General features: G+C 34.3%; 24 protein-coding genes and 2 pseudogenes. 5 read left to right on the top strand and 21 right to left on the bottom strand.

What is annotated here, in order from left to right; translation table 11 throughout:
* Window positions 1-1196 precede the first annotated feature (1196 nt).
* From PSF27_RS20125 to PSF27_RS20030, 20 genes and pseudogenes are all read right to left on the bottom strand, one after another.
* Window positions 1197-2249: a hypothetical protein gene (locus PSF27_RS20125; protein ID WP_272682137.1), complete on the bottom strand. Its 1053-nt coding sequence runs from the start codon at window positions 2247-2249 to the stop codon at window positions 1197-1199.
* Window positions 2250-2275: 26 nt separating this feature from the next.
* Window positions 2276-2815, bottom strand: coding sequence for a hypothetical protein (locus PSF27_RS20120; protein ID WP_272682136.1), 540 nt, complete (start codon window positions 2813-2815; stop codon window positions 2276-2278).
* A gap of 15 nt (window positions 2816-2830) precedes the next feature.
* Window positions 2831-3496 carry a hypothetical protein gene (locus PSF27_RS20115; RefSeq protein WP_272682135.1) on the bottom strand — a complete coding sequence of 222 codons (666 nt, stop codon included), beginning with the start codon at window positions 3494-3496 and terminating at the stop codon, window positions 2831-2833.
* A complete protein-coding gene (locus tag PSF27_RS20110) occupies window positions 3465-4166 on the bottom strand; it encodes a pilus assembly protein (RefSeq protein ID WP_272682134.1) in 702 nt (233 codons plus the stop codon). The genes PSF27_RS20115 and PSF27_RS20110 overlap by 32 nt, the downstream gene beginning before the upstream one ends.
* Window positions 4167-4182: 16 nt before the next feature.
* Window positions 4183-6438 carry a TcfC E-set like domain-containing protein gene (locus PSF27_RS20105; RefSeq protein WP_272682133.1) on the bottom strand — a complete coding sequence of 752 codons (2256 nt, stop codon included), beginning with the start codon at window positions 6436-6438 and terminating at the stop codon, window positions 4183-4185.
* 94 nt (window positions 6439-6532) lie between these two features.
* Window positions 6533-7036 carry a CS1 type fimbrial major subunit gene (locus PSF27_RS20100; RefSeq protein WP_272682132.1) on the bottom strand — a complete coding sequence of 168 codons (504 nt, stop codon included), beginning with the start codon at window positions 7034-7036 and terminating at the stop codon, window positions 6533-6535.
* A 212-nt stretch (window positions 7037-7248) separates the two neighbouring features.
* A complete protein-coding gene (locus PSF27_RS20095; RefSeq protein ID WP_272682131.1) occupies window positions 7249-7599 on the bottom strand; it encodes a helix-turn-helix domain-containing protein in 351 nt (116 codons plus the stop codon).
* Window positions 7600-7914: 315 nt separating this feature from the next.
* Window positions 7915-8391: a hypothetical protein gene (locus tag PSF27_RS20090; RefSeq protein ID WP_272682130.1), complete on the bottom strand. Its 477-nt coding sequence runs from the start codon at window positions 8389-8391 to the stop codon at window positions 7915-7917.
* Complete coding sequence (locus PSF27_RS20085; RefSeq protein ID WP_272682129.1) at window positions 8388-9170, bottom strand: winged helix-turn-helix domain-containing protein; 783 nt, start codon at window positions 9168-9170, stop codon at window positions 8388-8390. The genes PSF27_RS20090 and PSF27_RS20085 overlap by 4 nt, the downstream gene beginning before the upstream one ends.
* Window positions 9171-10677: 1507 nt before the next feature.
* The gene (locus tag PSF27_RS20080; protein ID WP_272682128.1) at window positions 10678-10881 is read right to left on the bottom strand and encodes a hypothetical protein; all 204 of its coding nucleotides are present in this window, start codon (window positions 10879-10881) and stop codon (window positions 10678-10680) included.
* A gap of 332 nt (window positions 10882-11213) precedes the next feature.
* Window positions 11214-12152: a RepA family replication protein gene (locus tag PSF27_RS20075; protein ID WP_272682127.1), complete on the bottom strand. Its 939-nt coding sequence runs from the start codon at window positions 12150-12152 to the stop codon at window positions 11214-11216.
* 248 nt (window positions 12153-12400) lie between these two features.
* The gene (locus tag PSF27_RS20070; protein WP_272682126.1) at window positions 12401-13378 is read right to left on the bottom strand and encodes a ParB family protein; all 978 of its coding nucleotides are present in this window, start codon (window positions 13376-13378) and stop codon (window positions 12401-12403) included.
* Window positions 13368-14585, bottom strand: a complete 1218-nt coding sequence (locus tag PSF27_RS20065) for an AAA family ATPase (protein ID WP_210847315.1) — start codon at window positions 14583-14585, stop codon at window positions 13368-13370. The genes PSF27_RS20070 and PSF27_RS20065 overlap by 11 nt, the downstream gene beginning before the upstream one ends.
* Window positions 14586-15110: 525 nt before the next feature.
* Window positions 15111-15836: a tyrosine-type recombinase/integrase gene (locus tag PSF27_RS20060; protein WP_272682125.1), complete on the bottom strand. Its 726-nt coding sequence runs from the start codon at window positions 15834-15836 to the stop codon at window positions 15111-15113.
* 572 nt (window positions 15837-16408) lie between these two features.
* Window positions 16409-17002, bottom strand: coding sequence for a Fic/DOC family protein (locus PSF27_RS20055; protein ID WP_272682124.1), 594 nt, complete (start codon window positions 17000-17002; stop codon window positions 16409-16411).
* A 267-nt stretch (window positions 17003-17269) separates the two neighbouring features.
* A complete protein-coding gene (locus tag PSF27_RS20050; protein ID WP_272682138.1) occupies window positions 17270-17707 on the bottom strand; it encodes a DUF6216 family protein in 438 nt (145 codons plus the stop codon).
* 117 nt (window positions 17708-17824) lie between these two features.
* Window positions 17825-18100, bottom strand: coding sequence for a hypothetical protein (locus PSF27_RS20045; RefSeq protein WP_272682123.1), 276 nt, complete (start codon window positions 18098-18100; stop codon window positions 17825-17827).
* Window positions 18101-18216: 116 nt separating this feature from the next.
* A pseudogene (locus PSF27_RS20040) lies at window positions 18217-18642 on the bottom strand (AbiEi antitoxin N-terminal domain-containing protein); the annotation flags it as partial.
* Window positions 18643-18763: 121 nt separating this feature from the next.
* Complete coding sequence (locus PSF27_RS20035; protein ID WP_272682122.1) at window positions 18764-19060, bottom strand: EexN family lipoprotein; 297 nt, start codon at window positions 19058-19060, stop codon at window positions 18764-18766.
* Between the two features lie 115 nt (window positions 19061-19175).
* A complete protein-coding gene (locus tag PSF27_RS20030; RefSeq protein ID WP_272682121.1) occupies window positions 19176-20264 on the bottom strand; it encodes a 4-oxalomesaconate tautomerase in 1089 nt (362 codons plus the stop codon).
* A gap of 156 nt (window positions 20265-20420) precedes the next feature.
* On the opposite strand from PSF27_RS20030, the gene PSF27_RS20025 reads away from it, so the two are divergent.
* From PSF27_RS20025 to PSF27_RS20005, 5 genes are all read left to right on the top strand, one after another.
* Window positions 20421-21347: a LysR family transcriptional regulator gene (locus tag PSF27_RS20025; RefSeq protein ID WP_272682120.1), complete on the top strand. Its 927-nt coding sequence runs from the start codon at window positions 20421-20423 to the stop codon at window positions 21345-21347.
* Window positions 21348-21727: 380 nt separating this feature from the next.
* Window positions 21728-21994: a type II toxin-antitoxin system TacA family antitoxin gene (locus PSF27_RS20020; RefSeq protein WP_226693811.1), complete on the top strand. Its 267-nt coding sequence runs from the start codon at window positions 21728-21730 to the stop codon at window positions 21992-21994.
* The gene (locus PSF27_RS20015; RefSeq protein WP_272682119.1) at window positions 21994-22473 is read left to right on the top strand and encodes a GNAT family N-acetyltransferase; all 480 of its coding nucleotides are present in this window, start codon (window positions 21994-21996) and stop codon (window positions 22471-22473) included. The genes PSF27_RS20020 and PSF27_RS20015 overlap by 1 nt, the downstream gene beginning before the upstream one ends.
* 712 nt (window positions 22474-23185) lie before the next feature.
* On the top strand, window positions 23186-23482 hold the full coding sequence (locus PSF27_RS20010; protein ID WP_272682118.1) for a hypothetical protein: 297 nt from the start codon (window positions 23186-23188) through the stop codon (window positions 23480-23482).
* A 118-nt stretch (window positions 23483-23600) separates the two neighbouring features.
* Entirely contained in the window at window positions 23601-23777 is a 177-nt protein-coding gene (locus PSF27_RS20005) for a helix-turn-helix domain-containing protein (protein ID WP_272682117.1), read from the top strand.
* A 7-nt stretch (window positions 23778-23784) separates the two neighbouring features.
* Here the strand turns inward: PSF27_RS20005 and PSF27_RS20000 are convergent.
* Window positions 23785-23968, bottom strand: a pseudogene (locus tag PSF27_RS20000) (hypothetical protein); the annotation flags it as partial.

Here is a 23968-nt window from a genome sequence, read left to right as displayed (position 1 = left end):
CCTGATCATCAATGCATTATACAAATAATTAGATGTAGTCAGCCTAAGATGTTAATATTTAGCTCAGAATATTTTACCCCCTCTTTAGAGCCTGTTGTAAAAAAATCTAATTGATACAATTTTGGAAATATATTACTTTCTCTGACACAGAATCTTATCGAATAGATTCAATATAAACATATTGCTGTGACCATTGACCATTGACTATTGAGCCATAGCTCAAATACAGACTATTAAAAATGCGGGGATTTAGGGTTATTTTAACGATTAATATCATTAGGTTACCAACAGATATCAAAAAACATTTTTCTATTCTCTGCCTGATTATCTACTCATTATATTTTCTATGAACACTTCTACAGCACCAATAGCACCCATTAGCCTTTGGGTAGCTATACTCTCTTGCTTTCTTCATTACCAATACAGGATCTGAAAAATTACCTAAAAAAATCCTATTTAATTTATTAGGTAAGTATTGACAATCACCTCTATGTACTAAGTAACAAGCATACTTATCAATTAAGGTATCAATATAATAATCCACAAATCCCCTTAAAATAATTTAAAAAAATGATAAAAGAATAATTAAAAAATTAATTTAGCTATGTTTTACAAAGGAATAAAAACATATTTTTTATTTAAAATAATAATTTTAATAATATATAAGTATAATACTTTAGAGTAAACGCGTTTAAACCGATCGATAAAACAAAACCAATAGATAATACCTATTAAAATAATGAATTCGATCGTTTGTTTCGATCGAAATTCTTTGGATGAAACATACGTGATTGATACTAAAGATAAAAATAAAAATAAAAATTTTGTTTTTTTTATATTCCGCCATCTCTTTATCATAATTAATGAAATTTAAAACATAATTAGAAACATTGGCATTAATTTTATTACATTTAGTTACAAATTATTTATAAGATTAGGACTAATATATTTATATGAAAAACAATCTAAATAAAAAAATAAATCATTAATGATTTTTACTTAGATTAGTCAAATGGATAAAAACAGTTCGGAATAACAAAAATAATTATTGATAATTTGAAAGCTCTTATTTACCTACAGACACTAAAAGGATGGTTTATTCAAGCACCTTATTTTATTTATCAATATGATATTTCAAATAAGGTACTTGAATGGCATTAGAAAACAGTCTAATTAAAGTTGAGCTATAGATAATTCTATGCTTTTGGGATAATAATAAAATTTAGGGTATCTGTATGCATACCAGCTTGTGTTGCATCTTCTTTATATAGTTTAATTTCTGGAAACCAACACATTTGACTTCTCTTCTCAAGATTACTTGCAGCTTGAGAAAGTGCTATATATTTGAAAGTACTAGAAGGAAAAGAAAAGTCGTATTGTCCAGCAATAGTACTTTTTAAATCTAAGTCATAAAGTAACTGGCTATTATTCTCTCCTAACATTTTAAACACGTTATGCCCTGATATTGATGAATAATCGTTACTGATTCCCAACGCATATTCTTTCTTTTTTATACCTGCAGTAACATAATCAATACACAACCTGTTATTATTCACATTGATAATTGTTGCCTTATACCCAGCAGAACCACTTGTGATATTAGGTAAATCACCCAAATCTGCAGCATCTAACTCCCATATTGCACTACTCAATTTAAAATCAGGCTCCGGTGGATCAATTTCCTCAATGGGTGGAATTACTTCAGGACCAGGGTTTTTTCCCCAACACATTCCGTTGCTAGTTGCAGTCAATGCGGCCTTCTCTCCAAATTGCCCCCCGCCCCCGTTAGGATACGTATGCTCCTCATAGAAGAACACCCCTGGGTAGGTATCATCAAGCAAACTAATATCAAACTCAATATGATATGTCCCAGGACTAATCAGCGATGTATTATTTCTATTATGAAATTTTAAAACTGTCCCGTATCCGGCGGTTACTACATTAGAAAAACTTAAGGTTGAGGCACTTACTGTAACGTTGGAAGATTCGAGGCTAACCTTACCTTTTGAAGTGTAGTCAGGGTATCCATTGGTATTGACTTTTCTTGCGTATCCATAAAAATAGTTTATATTAGCAACACCAGTTGAGCTACCTCCTAGGTCAGATTTTACATCAAACTTAGCCCGCCATTTTTTATCAGATACTTTATCTAAATAACAGTTTGAAAGAGTGTTAAATGAATAAGCTTGTGATGAAAAAAGAATAATAAAAGTGATATTTAAAAATAAAATAGATTTTTTTATATTCATTATATAATACCTTTTATTAAGATTTATTAAATATCGATTTCAAATAATAACATTAGCTTACCTATATACTTTCCGCCAATGGCATCTATTTTCCCTTCAGGCTGCCTAGCGACAATATTTAGTAAATAATTTCCAACTGACGCTTCCCCGACCAATGCCGGGTTTTCAAATGATGAAGGAATTAAGCTTAATTCTTTAGATAGATTTTGATTAGTACCAAAACTTATACTTTCAATTGTGAAATTTAATAATGGATTAGATTCATTAGACAAAACAAACTCATCAACTAATGATACTTTAAACTTCACTTCATTACGGATATTAACTTGAATAGGAATATTGGCTTGATATATTCGAGTATCTATACCTTTATTGTTATCTAACTCAATGAGATCGTACCATCCTCCCCCTGGTTTTTCTACTGTAATTTTAGGAAGATTTGTGATTTGAATTTTTACTGGAATATTTCCTAACTGCTCATTAGCAAAAGAAAATACACACCATGTAGTAATGATGAAAATAAAAATAAATCGTATTTTTTTTATACTATATGATTCGATATTCATGGTTATATCTTCCTTTTAGCATTTTATATTTACTTCTTTATCATCAATTAATCCTACTATATTTTTCCCTTCAATAAATCGAGGTATCCCTGGATAAACATTAAAATTATCCACTGAATGGGTATCTACTTTTACATCAGAAAACATCACTCTAATTGTCCCCGTTGCCTCAATGTTCATACCATTCTGAATACAAGAATAACTCCAACTATTATTTTTATTCATAGGAATTTGTCGAATTAAAATTAAATAGCCTAAGCCAACATTCATAATGTTATTTTTACTTTCTTTAACCTCAATTTCTCGCTGTGGCATCACTGACAAGCGATAAACCAGCTCTTTCTTTGGCTGATGTAAAACTTTTATTTCAATTTTTTTTATCTGCCTAGGTTGCAGTGTTAGTTTAAAAGGAGTTGCATATAAATAGGGATTACCAATAAGTCCAACCGAGGTTAGTTTCTCCTCATTAGGAGAAACGCCTGGATTTTCAATTTGAAATAGTTCAATATTAACAAATTCAGGATTATCACCTCTATTTTCAATATTTATTGATAGTGAACTATTCTCAATATCAACAAACTTAGGATTTACATCAATAAATGCATACGAAAAACTTGAAGAAAACCCTATACATCCTACAAGGATAAGCCTATGGGCAATTAGCTTCAAAAGGTTTTCCATCAACTTTTCCTTTCAAGTTTTTGAATGAAAATAATTGAGAAACATTTGGGAATAGCTTGATTTCATTAATTTCTTTTTTGCTCTTAGGTGTCTCATTCAATTCATTTAATATGACTTTAACGTTTCCATTAGAAACTAATTTCATACCGGTTGGAGTGCAACTGTAGTTCCAAGAATTAACTTGCTTACCCTTTTCAGGAAAATGATAAACAACCACACCATAACCTATTCCAAATGATACTGGAGCCTCAATTTTATCTTTAGGCTCCTCACCAATAATATTAATACTCGAAACAGGAATAACATATAAACGATAAACAGTTTCCTTGTCAGGGGAGGATAAGGATATTAAATTAATATCTCTTTTTTGCCCTGGGCCTAATGTTAACTTTGCAGGGTTAGCCATTAATTTAGGCTTGGGTATGTTACCTAATGATGTTTTCTTTTCTGGTGTTATACCGGGGTTATCAATCCTAGCAAGATCTATATTTAAATATAGTGTTTTATCACCCACATTACTCACTTGAACTTTTTTATTTTCTTGACCTAACAGCGTTGATTTTGCAGGCATTACCATTAATTGACCGTCAGCTTTCGAAGCAAAGCTTAATGATAATAACGAAGCTAAAATTGCTATAACTCCCCAATTATTGATTTTAATATCAGTCATAATCCACCTAATAATATTATTGTTTAACACAAAGATAACTATTTTCTTGTTTCACCTGACTTAGATTACATTGATAATTTCCATTTTTTGCTCTCACATGTATATGTTCTAAGAGTTTTGAAGACGCTATAGAAAATAAACCATTAGGATAAACAGAATCTCCCGTTTCGGTTACAATACCAGTGACTGGATTACCTTCATCATTAACCAAAAAACCATTATATAATAAGTTCATATTCACATCGGCATTTACAGAATAAACTTGGCCAGGATGAGCTAGCACTATATTTGCAGGTACTCTAATGTTCATATCTAAATCAGAAGAAACACCTTGTGCTTTAGCAAAAGGTATACTTTGATAACTCCCCACAGGAACTGCATAAACACCATCATTAGCAACAGGATAGTTTTCTACTTTGAATCCATAATTCCCATTGGCTACTTCAGGTGTTTTTATTAGCATAGCCGCACCACTGGGACTACTTTGCCCTAATGCTATACCATTAGAATTAGCGGCTAACATTCCACTATAACGAAGACTACCATTTGTAATATGATCATCATAACTCGCACGAACAACAACATCCCCTCGAGTACCATTACGTTGTGCATAAGCACCTATCGCTGTATTCTCTTTCCCAAGATTATTGAAATCTATCCCAGCTTTGGTCATACCATAATTATCTTCAAACTCTTTAGCGTAACTCCCGCTGGTATTTAAACGTCCATGAATATATGCAGCATTAAATGAACCAATGCCTTTGTCTTGGTTTAACGTAATAGTTGTATTTAAGAAAAGGCCATAATTGTTATTATTTGAATAGCCACCTTTTTGTATACCTGCGGTAATGATTGCCCAGAAGCTAGCTGTTTTCCAATTCCATGTATCCTGCAATTGGTGTTGTTCACCATGCTTATAACGACTGTAATTGTATGCTATTCTAGTTTCACCTAATGCCCGTGAATATGATAAGTTGGTACTACTGCTCCTGTTATATAGATCGGAAACATTAGGTTCTTGATAACGTGACATTGATAAAGTGCCATATTTTTCATTACCAAAATTAATACGCCCATAACCACCGGCTCCTTTCTCTCCAGAGACAATTCCCAAAGTCGGCGTTATAGTTAATTGGTTAAGGTCAATAGGTCGTGTCGCATTTCCTTCAATAGCCCATTGATTACCCGCTTTTTTTACAAAAGCAATACTGCCTAGAAACCAAGATGTTTGATAACTAATTCCCGCATTTAATAGAGCCTTTTCATCAACGTGGTCTTCACCAACCGTTGCGTACCACCCTGAGGACTTGCCATAATTCACATTAACAATTTGCTGATATTCACGACTCAAAACTTGGCCATTATGGTTGACTAATCGAATTTCAACCTCGTAAAAACCACCTGGTAATTGATTATAATCGATTTCATTACGACCAATAACAGCAGGAATTTGACGAATAACCCTACCATCGCGCCAAAACTCGTATACACCATCACTATTTGAAAATAAAACTATTTTCCCAGTAGATTTATCGTCTTTAGATAAGTTATTTTGACTACCTAGTGTAATAAATTTATCAAAGCTAGGACTAATGGATGTACTCACACTTCCAGAAGTTAAATCAAGATTATCTTGTTTACCAGCTCGTAAATATGTTGAAGAAAAGTTTTTTTGTAAAAACCATGTGCTAATGCCTTTATTACGATAAGTATCGTCTCTTTGAGAGGATTGGTTTAAAAACCAATTAAAATAGCCGTAGGACTGCATTGGAAGACCTAAAAAGCCCTGACCCGATGCCAATACAGATCGAAAATGATTAGAAGCAACTCGCACATCAAGAAATTGATTATGAACAAATCCTAAATTGGTTTCAGGAAATATATAATTAGATGAAGCATCAATTATATAAATAACCTGATTGATTTTATCGAGAGTGATTTTATGTCCCAATATAACATCTTCACATCCATCTACACATGTTGAATATGGTATCGCTTTTAAAATATCGTTTAATTTTTGAATAGTCAGCTCTTCAACACCATTACTACGATAAAGGTTTTCATCAAAAGTAAATTGATTTTTATTTACTGACCAAAATAATGCACCTGGCAATGGTTTGCCATTAAAAGAAGCTAAAATTTGAGCAGATAGGTTTTGATCTTCAGCAGAAAACCCTTTAGGGACTTTATATTCAATTTGGGCTGATTGAGCATAATTTGTTAACATTGCTACTAACAATGACAACAATGTTATATTTTTAATTATACGCATATATCACTCCATATTAAACACACAAATCCATTTCAATTTCAGACAAAAGTGACACACTTTTAGTGTGTCACTTTTATTATTTAAACAATAAAAATTATGGCTTTGGTTCAAATAATAAAACCAGGTCACCTTGGTACTGACCATTGGTAGTAGATCCAGCTACCACATTGGTAGGAGCTTCAGCATTAATTTTCAATGTATAAGTATTATCGTAACCACCAGTTGATGTAGTTGTTTGCTTAATATCTGTTAAAGCACCCTCAGTAACTACTTGGCCTGCAAAAACGACTTCAACATTGTTTAGCTGAGCGCCATCATTACGTGTAATAGTTAATGGTTGAGTTAATGAGAGAGTGAAGTCAGGGTTAGTTGTAAATACACGAACAGGTAGATCTTTAGAAGCAAATTTTGATTGAGTATAATCCTTAGCAAACAGCTCTTCTTTATCATACCAAGTGCTACCATCTGGCTTAGAAACAAAAATTGCATCATTGATTGTTGCTACGATAGTAATGTCTTTTTTAATACCTTCAGCAGCATGCGCTAAACCGCCAGATAAAATAGAAATAGCAACAGCAGATAATAATAACTTTTTCATTTTAATTCCTCTAAAATAATTTATTTAATGTTGTTATTCAATGTATCAAAAATAGCTAAAGCTATAATTAATAATCCCATAAAAATTAGCCCAGTAATTAAATAACAACTACATTGCCTATTTAGTATAATTTTATAATAGGCAATTTTATACTTTTCCATTAAGTATAAAATTGCCTACTGAACGAAAAATCAATCTCAAAATTCAAATTTTTATAAAACACCTTGTTTTTTCAAACTCATGTAAGGTGACATCAAATCAATCAAAATATCAGGCTCTATATCTAAAAGATTCATGACCTCAATAATTCTAATCAAATTAAAATTATTAACACCTCTTTCATACCGTGATAATTGTTGTTGACTAATATTTAACTTTGCGGCAAGTTCCTTTTCTGTTAACCCCTTACCTTTTCTAACCGATTTTATAACCCCCCCTAATCTTACGTTTATGTTATCCTTCTGGTCGTATAGACTCAGTTTAGCTGGATTTACATAACCCCCCTCATAGGTACTCGCAAAATAATACGTAAGATAGTTACTATCTTTCTCTTTATCTTTCATATTTATCCCATCTATCTTATAGAGGATTATTAATAATATTTTTATTCCTAAGCTTTAGTCGGCTAGATAATAAGTCTCCTAAAGGAAAACACAAACCAAAAAAACACATAAAACGATTAATTAAGATTAAAAATAAAATATTAAGAAATTAATCTTTATTAATCAACACCTTAAAAATATCAAAAAAGGAGTTTAAATGTTGTAAATATACATAATCTTATATTATTAGTGATTTTACATACAAAAAAAATAGTAAATGCTAAAGATGAATCATTCCATCTTTAACATTTACTATAAAAATAAATGACCAATAATTTAATTACAGTAAAAAGCATAAACCTCATTCGTTGAAAAAACATACCCATTATTATAGCCTTGAGGAAATATAAAAATATTCATTTCTAAATCTTTAAAGGTTAAAGGTGAGGGAAGAAATTTAATAAATTCTTCATCTGATATTAGGTCCTTATCAGAAACTATAATTTTATTAGATCTAAGTTTAAAATTATCTTTAATTTTAAACAAATCAAAATATACAACTCTACTTATAATGAGCTTACTTCCCTTACCTTGCACTTCCCCCTGAATATTAACCCAAGCTTTATTTTCATTTGATGTAAACATGAAGTAAAAATACCCTCTATTTCCGTTTTCTAATGTCACATTGAATTTTGATTCACAAGCTATTTTTGATTTTTCATTTTCATCAATAAAAATCAGAAAGCAAGAAACAAATATAAATAGGGACATTAATAAGAAAATAGAAAACTTTATTAATAAAGACAATTTCATTTGCCAATCTCATTACCTAAAATATAAAATGAAACACAATCATTTTTAAAAAAATGAAAGTAATTAAACTTTTTAATACAAAATAGGTATGATGACCTATCATTATATTTATATTTAGTAAAATAAACATATTTATACTTATCGTTAACTTCACCACTTAAATTTTTAACATAATCAATATTTTTATCTATTTTTAAATTATCTAAATTACAATAAACAATTTTCCCACTCGATTTACCACACATTCCATAGTTATATAATTGATTTTTTTTATTATTAACGGTGAAAAATACAAAATAAAGGAAAAAAAATAGAATTACAAACAAGAATAAAAACAAATAAATTTTTTTTGCTTTTATTTTTCCTTTTGTGCTTTTTTTTATATCATTCTTTTCCTTTATTAATGAAGTAATATCTTTAATCTCCTCTCCAAAATCAACTGGAGCTAAAGCCATCATTTTATAATTAATATTTTCATTCAGCATATAGCCTTTTCTTGGGACTGTAGTTATTGCATCATAATTACAGCCTAACTCTTTAAATGCCTTTCTAATAAGAAGAATATTCTGATAAAATGCATTGTTTGTCACAAACTTTTCTTTATCCATCCATCCAATTTTGAATAATTCCTTTTGAGAAATAACCTCCCCTTGATGATCTATCAAATGCTTAAGCAACCTAGATGAAGGAGCTAAAATTTTTCTCTCTTCTTTTAAAGTTAAAGAATATAATGTCCCGCTAAGCTCATCAAATTCAATATCATCATTTATTAGATACATAACCATAACCTTAGTTATTTATATTAAGACAATAATTAGTCATTACCTTAATACTAACAAATGACAAATAATGTGTAAAAAAAATTTTTATCACCAAATAAACACAAAAATCAGAATTATAAGCCAAAGAAAAAATAAGACTTAAGATAAACTAATAGCTATAGATTACAGATGAAAAAAACATTAATTATAGTAAAGAATTAACAGCAAAATCACAATGCTGATTACATTTAAATTATTTGTTAAAATAAGAATAAATAAGATATAGTGTAAAATTTAGATTTATAAAAAATAATGTAAATCAGCAACATACAGCTTAACAAAAATAATTTAATAACTTAATTTATTAAATTCACATAAAAAACCAAAAAAAATATTCAGTTAAATTTAGATTAATATCATAAAAAAGCGTTAACTGATTATTTTTTGTTTTTTTTACTAAAAAAAATTATTAAACAATGAAAAATTCAATTTGAAGATAAATTTATAACTAAACAAATGAAACCATATGATACAAAAAAAATTAAAATCAATTATCTATCTTAAACTTGATATATAATATTAATCTTGTTAATGATTAATAATCAATGTGCTATTTTTTTATAATTCATAGGCAATTGTATTTATTTGTTAATTAATAACTGAATTATTTTAACTCCATCAATACATATGCAAAATAAAAATTAATTAATAACCAAAATGATTAAATTTGAGTGAAAATCAGTCCATATAAAGCTTTATCTTATTGACATTGCCCCTAAAACTTAATTCAACTACGGTAGGATCTAGCGATATCATTTTCGACCTGTTCTAGCAGATGTAAACAAGTAGATAAAATAGCAAATTATAATGCTTTGGATCTTGTGCGGGGCGATGTTGAGATGTTGAAAATAACGGGCAATAGAATGAAATGATTTCGATGGCGGGATCACTAAAACTGCGGGCTATCCATGCACCTTAGCTTATTGTTCCACTACTGGTGAGCGCCCTATCATCACGCTAGTCATTCAATGGCCCATCAACAAAACAGAGTACCTTCTTAACTAAGATTATAGACTTCGGATACTAATACAGCTCAACTGAGGAGATGTATGTCATGCTATGGATCTGGAGACCAACGCGGTTGTATTATGAAACACGCTGTATATTCAGGGAACGTAGTTATATCTATACCTATGGGCGAAATACCTGAGGTGGAACATACAAGATAGATTACACCGTTGATACATGGCCATATAAATATGCTAGACCATTAGATAGTCTCATTACCGGAGAATATTCTGAATGGGATTAAGTCTATTTGATTTAAACATAAACAATGAATTATCTCTTTAACGTGTTTTTTACATCATTGGCTCCAGATTTAGCACTGCACTTAGGAGCAATATTTGTTTTTTGTCGATTACCACTAATTCTATTTGCCCGAAGGGCTGTAGACGGCAAATAATGTCACAAAGAAAGTCTAAGGTCAGGGCCGTCGAGACCCGCGTGAGCGGTTTCAATGTGTTTAATGCCCCAATCCGCCTCCTGCCCTGGTTAAGCCCAATAAAATTAAAACCGTAAAATTGTTTTTTGACCCTTTGAAAAACGCAGTGAGACGGGCAAGAGGCGTAGCCTCGATGAACGGCTGTAGCTGCGCGTTAAGGTGGCCATCGGCCAGCTTTACGGGGGCAATGGCACCTTGCTGAAACTTTTTCTGAGCGGCAGCCATTTATGGCTTGTTAGCGAAGGCGTTATTGTTTTTATCTTTTTAGAGAGTGCGGCTTGAAAAAACAGAGCCGCATCTCCTTATTTATAAGGTCGTTTAGTTCAGAAGCTAAAAACGAATTTAACCATAAAAATTAGATAGTATTCGAAGTTAATTGAAGCAAACAAAATCATTCGAAGTTAGTCGATTAAATAAAGAACGAAAATGTTCGTGAGCACATCAGCTTGAAGAATTGAGGTGTTGATATAGTCATGCCGCCGCTCAAAAAACAGGCTGTTTAGATTTGGGGCAAACGAAGCCACCGCCAGTCAAGGCGGTAAATTTAAGGGGATGAATTAGGAGTCGGGTAAGTGGTTAATATAATACAGGTAAATAGCTTGCCCTTGTATGCTCGGATATAAGGCTTTCATTTCACGCTCAAACGCCATAACAGCCGCTAAAGGTTGTGTCACCTTCCAGGCTTCAAAACGGCGCCATGCAGTATGCTCAGGACTTTCTGGCGCTTCAAGGCTTTTGGCTAACGCTTTCTTTTCCTTCAGGGCCTTAGCAAGATGTTTCTTTTCTTGCTTGAGCGCTTCATCTTTCCCAATCACTAACGTTTTGAGTTTATCGAGCAGGTTACGAAGTTTATGCTTATCATCGAGTGATGCGACATTCGCGCGTGCGAGTCGCAGTACGTGCTGTGCGTACCGTTTTTGGTAACTCTCCTTTAGCCCCTTCTTTTCCATCCAGCGATTAAAACTGGCCACGACTTCCCGCAGTTCCTGTTTGGAAAAACCCAGTCCATGAAAAAACTCCGGTCGTATCCAGATACGCATCGCTTTGTATTGTTTCGCTTCGATATCAAAATCGCGGTCAATAATAATGAGGTTAGCTTGTTCCCAATCACGCAAAGCATGGAGTATGGGGTCATAACTTTTACGGCCACTGTCATAGCGATACAGTTGACCACACAATTCCGCCAACTTCTCCACTGAGCACATCACTTCAAAGAGCGCGTCACTTTCAGGGTTATAATCCGCATAAGCAATCATGGCCATCGCGAGTGCATCAAACGTTTCTCGACGCTCTGAGCGCACCGATATCCGCTGCTTTCGGCTATAACGCAGCTGGTAAATATGGGGATTTCGGTTCCAGTCATGACGCTTTAACGCTGCCGCAAAACGACGAACAGGCACCAATTGGGGGAGTTTACCCAAAAATTTAGGTACATAGTGGCGATGAATTTTCCCTAAAGAACAAGGAGGTAATGTGATTGTTTGGGTATTATCCATCCCTCCTGCCCCTTATGTTGCACAGAAGGAGTTGAATTTTTTTGCGCATAATTCTATACTCCCCGTAAGGAAAACAACAATCTTCCTAACAGAATTTCAATATGGCCCCTAGAAGTCTTTCCGTCCGCCAAGATAGAGAAGATTTTCGGGGGTTTCTGTTTTCAGAGGGAGATAACAATTCGCACCCACCTCTGATGCCACCTTTAGTGTGGTAACGTGATCAAATGTCTTTTATACAATACACAACCTCATTTTTTTTCAAAAAAATCATTAATAAGAGATGTAATCGCTTTATCCAATTGTTCCTGCAGTGGTTTCGGTACTCGGTTAAACTCATAGCTGAATCCACGATCTTTAATTCGTTTTCGAGCATATGTATTCTTATCATCGAATGACCATAACGCAGTGACACTGACGGCCTCTTGCTTTTTATTAGAAGCAAAATGGTCCGTAATATCTTTGAGTACCGTTAAAATAACGCGTTTTAATTCATCTGATGCAATTTTTTGATTTTCAATTAACTCATTGATTTTATTATTAACAGTCAAAATAATTGGATGATGGTCTAAATGTTTAGAATGGATCAACGATTCTATTTTTAATAAAAATTTATAATCAGAATAAGAAAGCTCAGCTTGGACCGGAAACAATGAAACAAGGTATTCTGGTACAGAAGCCGCCTGGATTGCCCGCGTCACTTTTGCTGTTGATAGCTTTTCATATAGCGCAATTTCTTTCTGAGACATTCCTTTATCACGTAATTGTAATAAACGTAGACCAATTTCTCTTAAATTGTGCTCTTTTGCTGTTTGAATTTCTGTCGCTAATTGCCTTGCATCCTCATTACTGATTTCGGAATCTGTAACTAAAATATTCAACCCAACATGACATAGCAGCGCGGCAGCACGACGTCGAGAACCATCAAGAATTTCAATTTTCCCTGCATTGCGATAGCCTATTGCAGGAAAAAATTGTTGTAATTTGATTGTCCGAGTAATGTCAATGAGTGAGTCTGGCGTCAATGCGTTTTGATCTCGACCATTAACTAAAAAGCGCACAAATGTTTTTTCTGCTAACTCATCAGCAGAAACATGTTCTAAATAAAAAATAGCCGACTTCCCAGATTTAAGTACAAATCGTTGAGAATATCGTTCTTGTTCATTTGACGCTTGCACTGTAGGTGTCGCGCTTAACATTCTTCCAATCGTTTTTCTTTTAGCTTGCATAATAACCTCGGTTCATGCGAATGAATTCAACCCGATCAAATACAGCTTTTGCAAAATCCTCAGCAGCAATTTTTGCATTTTTTAGTGCTTCAGAACTCCCGATATATGTCGCAGGATTTGCTGAAATGACCGTATCAAACGATTCACCACAACGTTCAAAACCATCTAAACGAGGTAACGCAACATCTAACATATCTCCGCCAAAAATTTCTTTGGCTAAGCTATGGCATAATTTATGGTCTGTTTTGTTTACTAATTTTGACATAAAACCAATGTTACTAATTAAATTGACCTTTTCACCTGTAGATTCAATCAATTCAATTAGTTCAGGTAATCGTGTGAGGTATTTTAACGTCGAATGAAAGTCGACCTGTGCCGGCGGAACAGGAGTCATTAAAATATCTGCAGCGGCGATAGCATTAGATAAGAAAGCATCAAGGTGTGGACCACTATCAATAAAAATGAAGTCATAATCATTTTTCAATTTATGGATAATGTTATCTCGTAAAACCGTAAAGAAATTTTGCCCTGGTAAGTGTTCAGCACATAACAGTTCCCATTGGGATGCAATAAAGGCATCTTCAATAGATGCAGGGATGACATCGACTCCTTGAACTACAGAAGACAAAACAAACTCAGTTAGCAATTCTTCGCGTGTCACATTTTGCAACATAGCTTGAGCCGCTGTCGTTTCAATCGAGCCAATAGATTGTTTATGATCTAAAAACATCGTTGCTGACGACTGAGGATCCAGATCAATCACTAGAATACGAAGATCCTCGGAAATTAAATGAGGATGGGTACGCAACGCATGAGCCAATGAAACGGTGCTCACGGTCTTTGAAACGCCCCCTTTTAAGTTGCCAATAAAAAAGGTGAAAGCCTCATTATAACGATCTCGATACTTTGGAACCCCACGATGGTGGTAGATATCAATAATATTTTGGATCGTCATGGCATATTTTTGCGATGAACCCGCTTGGCGTTTTTCGAATTGATACCCTTGCGCTTCCATTTCATTGACTGCATAGTCAACACTCGCGCGCGTTAATTTGGGTAATTTCGCCACTGCAGCTTTAGAATAAACCTGGTAATACGACGTCTCATTGAGCTCTTCTTTTTGGGATTGAATCTGGGTCGTCAACGACTGTAATAATCGCACAGCACGACTGGCAATTTTATCAAACTGATTATTTAGACTAACCACGCCATCTTCTCCCGTATGCAGCTTTATGAACTAAAGCTAATAATCTTACATAAAGGCATAGATGTAAACACTCTAATGTATTTTTTTTCTCCTTTCGTAAATATATAACATAACACACTGATAAATAATGATTATTTTCTGTTTGTTGATTTGGATTTCATAGTGAAATCTCCATAACACTATTAATATTTATTCATTATTAAATTTTTTATATTTCAATATAAAATTTTAATACAATTAAAAATGAAATTTAGTTATTAAATGAATTTAAAATCAATTAAAAAATAAAATTTAATCATATAATTTAATTTTTTGTTAAATAATTACTAGGAATGAAAAGAGTCTTTAAATGTAATTTTTAAGATATTTGCACCAATCACAAAAGAAACATAACCAATTGATAATAAAAGGTTTTATGATTGTACCTGAAGCTAATTTCATAGTGAAATCACCATGTTAAGATTTATCCTACACATATTATGGTTGCATTTTGTCTTGATCACCATCTTTCACAAAAATCGTTTTTTATCGAAAAGAAATATCAAAATGCATCATGGCATCAAGGGTAAAAATCTTTGTATAAATGTCGGTTGAGCTGGCTTTTTTATGCCCCAAGTAGGATTGAATAACCTTGAGGGGAACACCATTAAAAATCAAGTGCATCGCAAAACTGTGCCGAAAGGTATGACACGTGATGGGATCAACAACAAAAGCAGTGCCATTTTGCGTGGCAAGCTCAACCGCAGTCCGCAACCAATTTCGAACGGTGTTATCACTTTGTATCGGCCAAATTTGTGTCTGGTTTTTATACCGCATAGTCACAAAGTAGCTTTTCATTTGCTGAACATAATGACGGTCAAAAAGCGGAACAGCACGCTTTGTGATGGTCGGGGTTTTAACGAGTTCATCTCGTTTTGACGACTGTCGTTGTTTCAAGGTTTTCAAGACCACAAACGGCGTTTCAGCATCAAGATAAAAATCACCTTTCGTCAGTGCAAGAACCTCCTTGATGCGTGCACCGGTGTTCCACAATGTATCTATCAAAGTCCGCTGATGCAGATCAGGAATATAGTGCAATAATTGATTCACTTCTGGCGAAAGCAAATATTTTGGGCAATCTAATTCCGCGGCAATGGCGAGACTGCGCAATTGACGCGCTCGCTCTAAATGCCCTTCGGACAAAAGTGCCTGAGATTGACGACGCACAATCGCCCTCGCCGTTTCATTCTCTACCGGAAAAAAAACTGCCATAACATTCACCTCTACTGATTATATTTTATCAAGACTATTTCAATATCTAACTATTATATTAGTGATCATCAATAAGGTTATCATCATTCCCCATTCTCTGACTCTGAGTCGAAAATAGAAGAGAGCGGCAACCTAAAAGGATCCTCATTTCGATCCTTCACTTTCGGTATTACGTTATTTTTTCCTTTATACCGCAATTAATTATTTCAATAATATACGGTAATAGTCAGTAACTCACAATATATAGGCCATATCCTTGATGTGATCACACAAGATAGGCGAAAATAAGATTGGCCTCTCTATTGCGGAAAATGACGGTAAAGCGCAATAATAAAAAATGCGAATAATTGATTAAAAAACAGGCGACACAGAATTAACTAGGAGAGGACTTCTCACCGGTTCTAATGCAATCATTAAATAATGATAAAAACGACTGAGAATGGCTTATAGGAAGATTTATCTATGTAAGACTTCTTTTGAAAAAAATGAGGTATGAACGAGTAAAGAACCTGAACGCAACTAAAGAAAAAAACCTGTTGAGGGAATTGAATGAGAAATAACAATGGATATCACTACCGAGGTTTTACCGCCGACGTAAAAATCGCAATCAAAGGGTTGAGATCCAGATAGACGCCAGCAACATTTGCATTAATCCAATCCTGTTGTGAAATGGCTGGCCACTTTATGTCATAACCTAAAACAAAAAGCATTTCTTCAAAAAAGAAACGTAATGTCCGCCCATTTCCTTCTCGGAAAGGATGAAGTAGATTAAGCTCACAGAATAAATGGGCTAAATCTTTAATTAAATCAGTAAGATTCGAATGGCATTCTAAGTTTGGGATGATATTAAAAAGCTTTATTGCTTCAGGTTCAATTCTTGAGAAAGTACAAAAACGGGTATTACCCTTTGAAATATCGATATCCCTAACCTTACCTGCCCACGCATATAGGTCTTGAAAGAGATAAAAATGCAAAAACTTTAAATGAGAAAAATCGAATTGCGAAAGAATCGATAATTCACTTTGATATGAAAGATATCGCGCAGTTGTAAAGGCAGTTTCAGCTTCTTCAAGAACCTCTACATCTTGGATATTTAGAACATTGATAAGAATATCCGTGCCAGGATAACAATAGGAATCTTGGCCTATGCCATATTTATCGCGCATATTTGCGTTTTAGCTCTGATATGGAAAGTTTTTTTTCCTTATTTTTCAAAATAATACCTTCATATGAAAGGCTCACTCGATAGTTTTCCAAAGACGTAGAAAATTTAGCTTTAGTCACAAATGTCGTCGTTCTCATCGCTCACCTCTTCAAAATGTTCCTTAGAATTATAAGATGAAGTAAGTATAACATAAAATAGCCATCGCTTTATCTCTAACCCTAAAAAATCTTTCACCCTATATTTTTCATTAAAAATGATTATAGATAATTTAATTTCTATTTTTTCTATATTTATTTATTTTCAAATAAATCATTTTTCTTGCATCATAACTTATTAATATTGTAATTATTTTTGAAAATAAATAAAGGCATACTAAAGATAAAAATGCACTGATAAAACCAAAAAACCATCTTTGTTTTTTTATTAAATTATTAATGTAATCTATAGAAACCTTATCATTAAAAGCATCACAAATTAAACCTACTGAATCTTTTGAAAACCTCACTGAAAATTCGCCTTTATCACATTGTTCTTTGGTAATGCGCCAATCATTAACATCATTTTTGATAAAATTATATTCTACCGCCTCATGGCTATTAAACCAAAACCACCCAGTGTCATCAAACTTGATCAACCCAGCTGGTTTTACTGCTATTGTCGTGCTAGTTGAAAAAATAAACGCGATTATGATTAATAGAAAAAATATACTTAATGGGATCAGAAAATGTATTTTTTTACCTTTAAATATTCAATAGAAAAACAAAACTTTAGCTTTGAAATAACTTTGAAATCTAATTCATATTTTCTCACCCAAGATTCAAAATTATATTTCTGCCTTTTCGATATTGCATTCATATTGTATATCATAATTGAATTTTTCAACTTCTTTTATATCAGATAATAAATCATTATGACTTTCAATATTATGTCCAGTCCAAAATCTAAAAAATCCATCTGATATCGAAAAACCTGATTTGGCTTTGTTTTTTATAAACCTAATAGAACCTATAATAACAAGAGAGATTAGAATAAAAAGTAAGAGTTTATTTTCTAAAATAGAGATAAGTGGTGAGATTAACGCATCTAGCATAGTGTTCATTATAATCATCCATTATTATGGAAAGTTAATTATCAAATATATAATATATAAATATCGTCTTTCAAGTGTTAATATCTAAGAATTTTGTGCTCTACTCGATTTTAGCAAGTTCAGGGCAGCTCTTTCCCTTTAACTGTAATTAATTTCAAATCCATTTCAGGGGCTATTTGAAATTTAGAACTACCACAATAAAATCATCCTTATTTAGGAAACTCTCGACACCATTTGGGTAGCGATAGCTTATTTTCACGCCAACCCAAACTTATTCTTTTCTTAGCTGTAAATAATGACTCAATCCTTGGCAATTTAAGCTACTTAATCCTGCCAAATAAACACTGAATATCCATCACTTACAGGGCATCGACCCAATCAGGCTTAGTTCCAGGCCAGTAGTATACGCCCGAAGGTAACTTTTTCAGCCAGCCACTTTGCGTATACTTATGGGTTAAGGAGTAACCCAATCCGTTCTTCGCCAACCATTGCTGTAAAACAATCGAGCCAGAAGATGTATGAGTAATCAGCCAGTTTATTTTAGATGAAATTTTTACACATTAGGCATGAATATGATATAAATAGTAAGCCCATAGTTTATCATTTATGATACTTTAACACCTTACTGTTAAAAAACACAAAAATATAAACCATCTGATATAGCTTATATTCTTATTTTTTTAATGTATTCAAATCTGAAACTAACAAAGACTCTCTGAACTCAAATAGTTCTTGTTGCGCTACTTTCACTCCTTCTTGTATATCTAGCTCGTTCGCTTCGAGGTTTTTTGCACTTATTACATTCGTGCAAGCAATATCATGCCAAGAATCAGTTAATAAGCATTCCGTATATTTAGCAACTAAATCGTCATGATTATTGACATACCATTCAACGGAGGTCTTATCATTACAGCCTGATGTTGTGATAACAGATATAATGATGTTAACTAATAAAAAATATTTGGTCATTATACTTATCCTTACCGATTTTTTTGAGTCCGATACGGATGTATTTAACAGCTCAACTCGTGATTTTTTCTTTTGTCGTAAAAGTAAATTAAGATTTTCAAAGTCTGACTAATATTTAAATAACTTCAGCTAAAGCCACTTCTGGAACACAAACATTGCCTTCAAATAATTTTCGGGCAGTTCGGAGCACAGCAGCTTGAGTATTTTCGATTTGATTTCCATCCTTTAACAATGAAACTGTAATTTTCCCACTTGGATGCTCAATAGTTACAATACTAGTCAATGCATCTTCAGGTTGGCTGCTAATGATTTTTTGCGCAACGGAACCTTTAATTATTGTTGCGGTTGAAATACCAATAGAACCTGTAATAGCTAGTGACTTGTGGCAATTATGAGGCATGAAATAGCGAACTTTTATCGTACCACCTTCCGTAGGTTTACTAAGAAGGACTGGCTTTGGAATAACTTTGCCAGTTACATCGCCAAATCCCATTGCCGCTCCAGCCTTAAGACGGATCTTTTCAAGTCGTTGCATAAACACCAAGTCAGAATCTAGTTCGGATGGAGATTCCTCCCCCATTTTACCCATTTGATGTGCATCGATTAAGATCATTGGCATTGCCATATCAATACATGTAACTTCAACGCCATCAAATACATCAATTGTATTGCCAGTAGGAAGCAATTTACCCGTTTTGCAACCTGCGGAATTTAGAAACGTCAAACCAATTGGAGCAGCTGAACCTGGTACGCCATCAATTTGAGTGTCTCCGTCATAAATTACTTTAAAATCAGGGGTCTGTACTTCGGCATTAACTAATGTTCCAGTATTGAGATTCCGAATACGTACCGTTGTTACTGGATTTTTGGGAGTAACTAATCCCTTTTCAATTGCAAACGGGCCAACTGCACACAGCATGTTTCCACAATTTGGAGTTGTATCAACTCTCCGCTCTTTCACCATGACCTGAGCAAAAAGGTAATCGATATCAGCATCAGGGCTATCCGAAGCACTCACAATAGCCACTTTACTGGTTTGCGGACTTCCCCCACCGATACCATCAATTTCAAGCTCATGACCTGCTCCCATCAAATTCAGCAGAACAATATCTCGCTCTTGAATGTTATCAGGCAAATCACTCGCAAGAATGACAGGCCCCTTAGAAGTACCACCACGCATCAGAACGCAAGGAATGTTGAACATTGTTTTTTCTCTTTCCACATGTTAAATGATGCGCTAAGCGTCCCATATACGAATAAATAACTCTAATGCCAAAAAACGAGAGATTAATGCGTTTTACACATTAATAGGCCTTCGGTTACTATGATTTAATTCCGGTATAAATGTGAGGTTTGAGAAATGCAGCATGAACTACAGGGGATTCAATCTTTTGTTAAAATAGCAGAAACTGGGTGCTTTACAAAAGCATCTCAATTTTTGCACATATCCCAACCCGCGTTAACGAGAAGAATAAAAAAGCTTGAGGAGAGTTTGGGCGCAGCGCTATTTGAACGCTCTACTCGGCGAGTAAAATTGACTGCAGTAGGAAGAGACTTTCTACCTAAGGCAAAAGATCTCATCGATTTTTATGAAAACTCGATACTGAGTATTAAAGAAATGGCTACGCATCAAACAGGTGTAGTTACCCTATCCTGTTTACCCACCGCAGCCTTCTATTTCTTACCCTCTGTTATTCGTGATTACAATGAACATTACCCAAATATACGTATCCGTATACTTGAACATAGTGCCAGCGACTGCCTCGAAGCTGTACTCAATGGAGATGCGGATTTTGGAATAAATATGATCAACATCACACACCCGAATATAGAGTTTACACCTCTGGTTAATGAACCTTTCGTTCTCGCCTGTAAACGAGACCATGAGCTTGCAAAAAAATCCCTTGTGATGTGGGAAGATCTTGCTGGACTCAAACTTATTGGAGTCCGTAAATCGAGTGGTAACCGACTTCTGATTGATCAAGCCCTAGAAAGTTTTGACTGGAAACCAAACTGGTTTTACGAGGTAAGACATCTATCCACTTCACTCGGGATGGTTGAAGCTGGATTGGGTGTTGCTGTTGTACCCAGCATAGCAATGCCTATAGATGAGCATCATATACTGGTTAGCCGACCACTTATAGAACCAGTAATCAGGAGAACGCTTGGATTAGTATCAAGAAGAGGAAATACTCTGAGTCCTGCGTCCGAGAGATTCCGTGAAATGTTGATGAAACTTTGGTCTCAGGACAAAACCAGCCCTTGGATTAGTAAATTCAGTAGCTAAGTTGTATTCATTGCATTCTGTTCCAAAACATAACCGCCCCCTTTTAAAAAGGGTACATAAGGGTCTTTGGATGTGAATTATGAGATTTTTTCTGCACTCACATGTGTAATGACCATTATTCAGATTCTGCAAAATTAAAGTGAGATTATTGGATTTTGAATACCGCAGGCCGCCGAATATTTAATAATATTACGGATACTCGCGTTACCAACGTTCGACTCCATACAAGGAGTGTTATATTTTGTCTGCTTTATATCTTTTGAGTATACCTAAATTGTACCAATGAATTCTGCCTATATGCTACACACGAGTGTGTTGACAATAGATACACGCAAGGTTATCGTGTATCTATTGTATATGTATATATAGGAGTTAAGATCATGCGTAATGCTGCAATTAATCTTCGGGCTTTACCTGAACAACGAGACTTAATTGATGAGGCTGCTAGTCTTCTTGGTAAGAATCGGTCTGACTTTATGCTTGAAGTCGCTTGTGAAAGAGCACAAGCAATATTACTAGATCAAGTTTTTTTCCAATTAGATAATGAAAAGTTTCAGCAATTTAATTTATTGCTTGATGCTCCAGTTAATAGTAACCCTGGTCTAGATCGTTTAATGGCAATAGAAACACCATGGAAGGAAATATAGTGAACTTGCAACTATCAGCTCCTAAACCATTATCTTCATCTCATAAACTTGATGATTTTTTTTGTGGTGAATCATCTTTGGATGATTGGTTAAAGCGTCGGGCTCTATCTAACCATTTGAATGGAGCTAGTCGAACCTTTGTTATCGCTGATTCATATCAACACGTTTGGGGTTATTATGCATTAGCGACTGGAGCAATCTCTCATAATGAAGCCACAGGTCGTGTTCGTCGAAATATGCCTGAGCCAATTCCAGTTATCGTACTTGGAAGATTAGCAATTGATTTACGTGCTCAGGGAAGAAAATTTGGTGCTTCTTTATTACAGGATGCTGTTGTTCGAGTTAGAGCGGTTGCTGAAAATACTGGGGTTCGTGCGTTACTCGTTCATGCTTTGAATGATAAAGCAAAACAATTTGATGAATACTATGGTTTTACTGCGTCCCCTATTAGCCCTATGACATTGATGCTTAGACTATAATTTAACCTACATTTTAAGTTTTATCTTTTATAAATGGGTTCAACGATACCTTATCATTTAGTTAATGCACATAAGTAAAATGATACGTTTCTCGATCTGCACTCATACCTTTCATATAGTTATGCTCAAAAGATATGGATTTAATTGACTTTCAAGAGGAGGCAGTGATGGGGTTGTGACTCTGGTATGATGAATACGGGAAAGGGCATTTACCGCTAAGAAAGTCGTCATATCGCCGCAGGGGAAAAAATTAACTTTATTCGTGCAGACAAAGAGCGTGAGCGAGTGACGAACAGTGATTGAGCACGGGCAAATTATCATTACCAAGGTCGATGAATCTCGCGCTTAATCCGAATAGCAAATTGGTTGACCAACACTGGATTACGGTTATGCGGGGACAGCACACAAAGCGCAAGAAGCAAGTAGTCTGTATGTGATTGTCCTAGGGGTATCGAATTAGAACGATGTATGCTAGCCACTTTGCGAGATACTAAACTGTTAGCTCAAGTTTGAGCTAGTACATCTGAACCCACAAAAATTTCGATGAGCTCCCTTTGTAAAAATTTGTTAGACTGTATTTATGAAAGCTCTTTTTGCGTTTTTTTAGGTAGAGACTCAAAAACCAGCCGATAGGACTCTTTAAGTAACGAAATTATTTCGTCGGTTGGCAAGCTAGATTTTTCAAGCTTTACGGATATCCAGTGAATTTTATTTGAGTAAACAAGCCGAATTTCGTTTGATGTTTGGCGAGGGAATTTCTCGTGAAGGGGAAATTTTACAGTTGGGAACGGACGCGAAACTGATTACCAAATCAGGCGCATGGTATAGCTATGGCCATGAAAAACTTGATAATGGTAAAGATAAATCTATTCAATATCTTAAAGACAATCCCGTTTTGGCAAATGAAATCGAGCAGACGATAAGAGAAAGTCATTTCGAACCCACATTTTCACGTTTACAAAATGAAGACAAACCTGAAAATCACGAAGTAATTCGACTAGATGTGTAAAACACATTATGCCTTTTAAAAGCTGCGCTCATGCTGCTTTTAATTTATCGTATTGACATACATTAAAAATTGAGCCAAAAGTGACAAATTGACACTTTTAACGCTAAAAATAATACTTATGACTGGATTTGAATTAAAATTGTGGCGACGAGGAATGAATTGGGATCAGAAACGCGCAGCTAAAGAACTGGGCGTAAGTGTGAGAAGTTACAAACGTTATGAAAAAGCGCAAAGTATCGCTAAACTCATTGAGTTAGCGACGTTTGCATTAAGCATAAAAATGAAAAAGCAATAGCGGCAGACTACTGCAGGGAAATGAGTTCTTCACGGCTTAAACCGGTACTTTCAATGATAAGGTCAAGACTAACCCCATTTTTAAGTAGGTTACGCGCCACATCCAACTGGCGTTGATGTGCAAGCAATCGTTCTTCCTCTCTACCTTTCTCGATACCTTGCTCTAGGCCTTTTTCCCAGCCAATTTTTTCG

It is taken from the genome of Providencia sp. PROV129, assembly GCF_028482245.1.
Classification (GTDB): Bacteria; Pseudomonadota; Gammaproteobacteria; order Enterobacterales; family Enterobacteriaceae; genus Providencia; species Providencia vermicola.
This window is presented reverse-complemented; position numbering and strand designations above follow the sequence as displayed.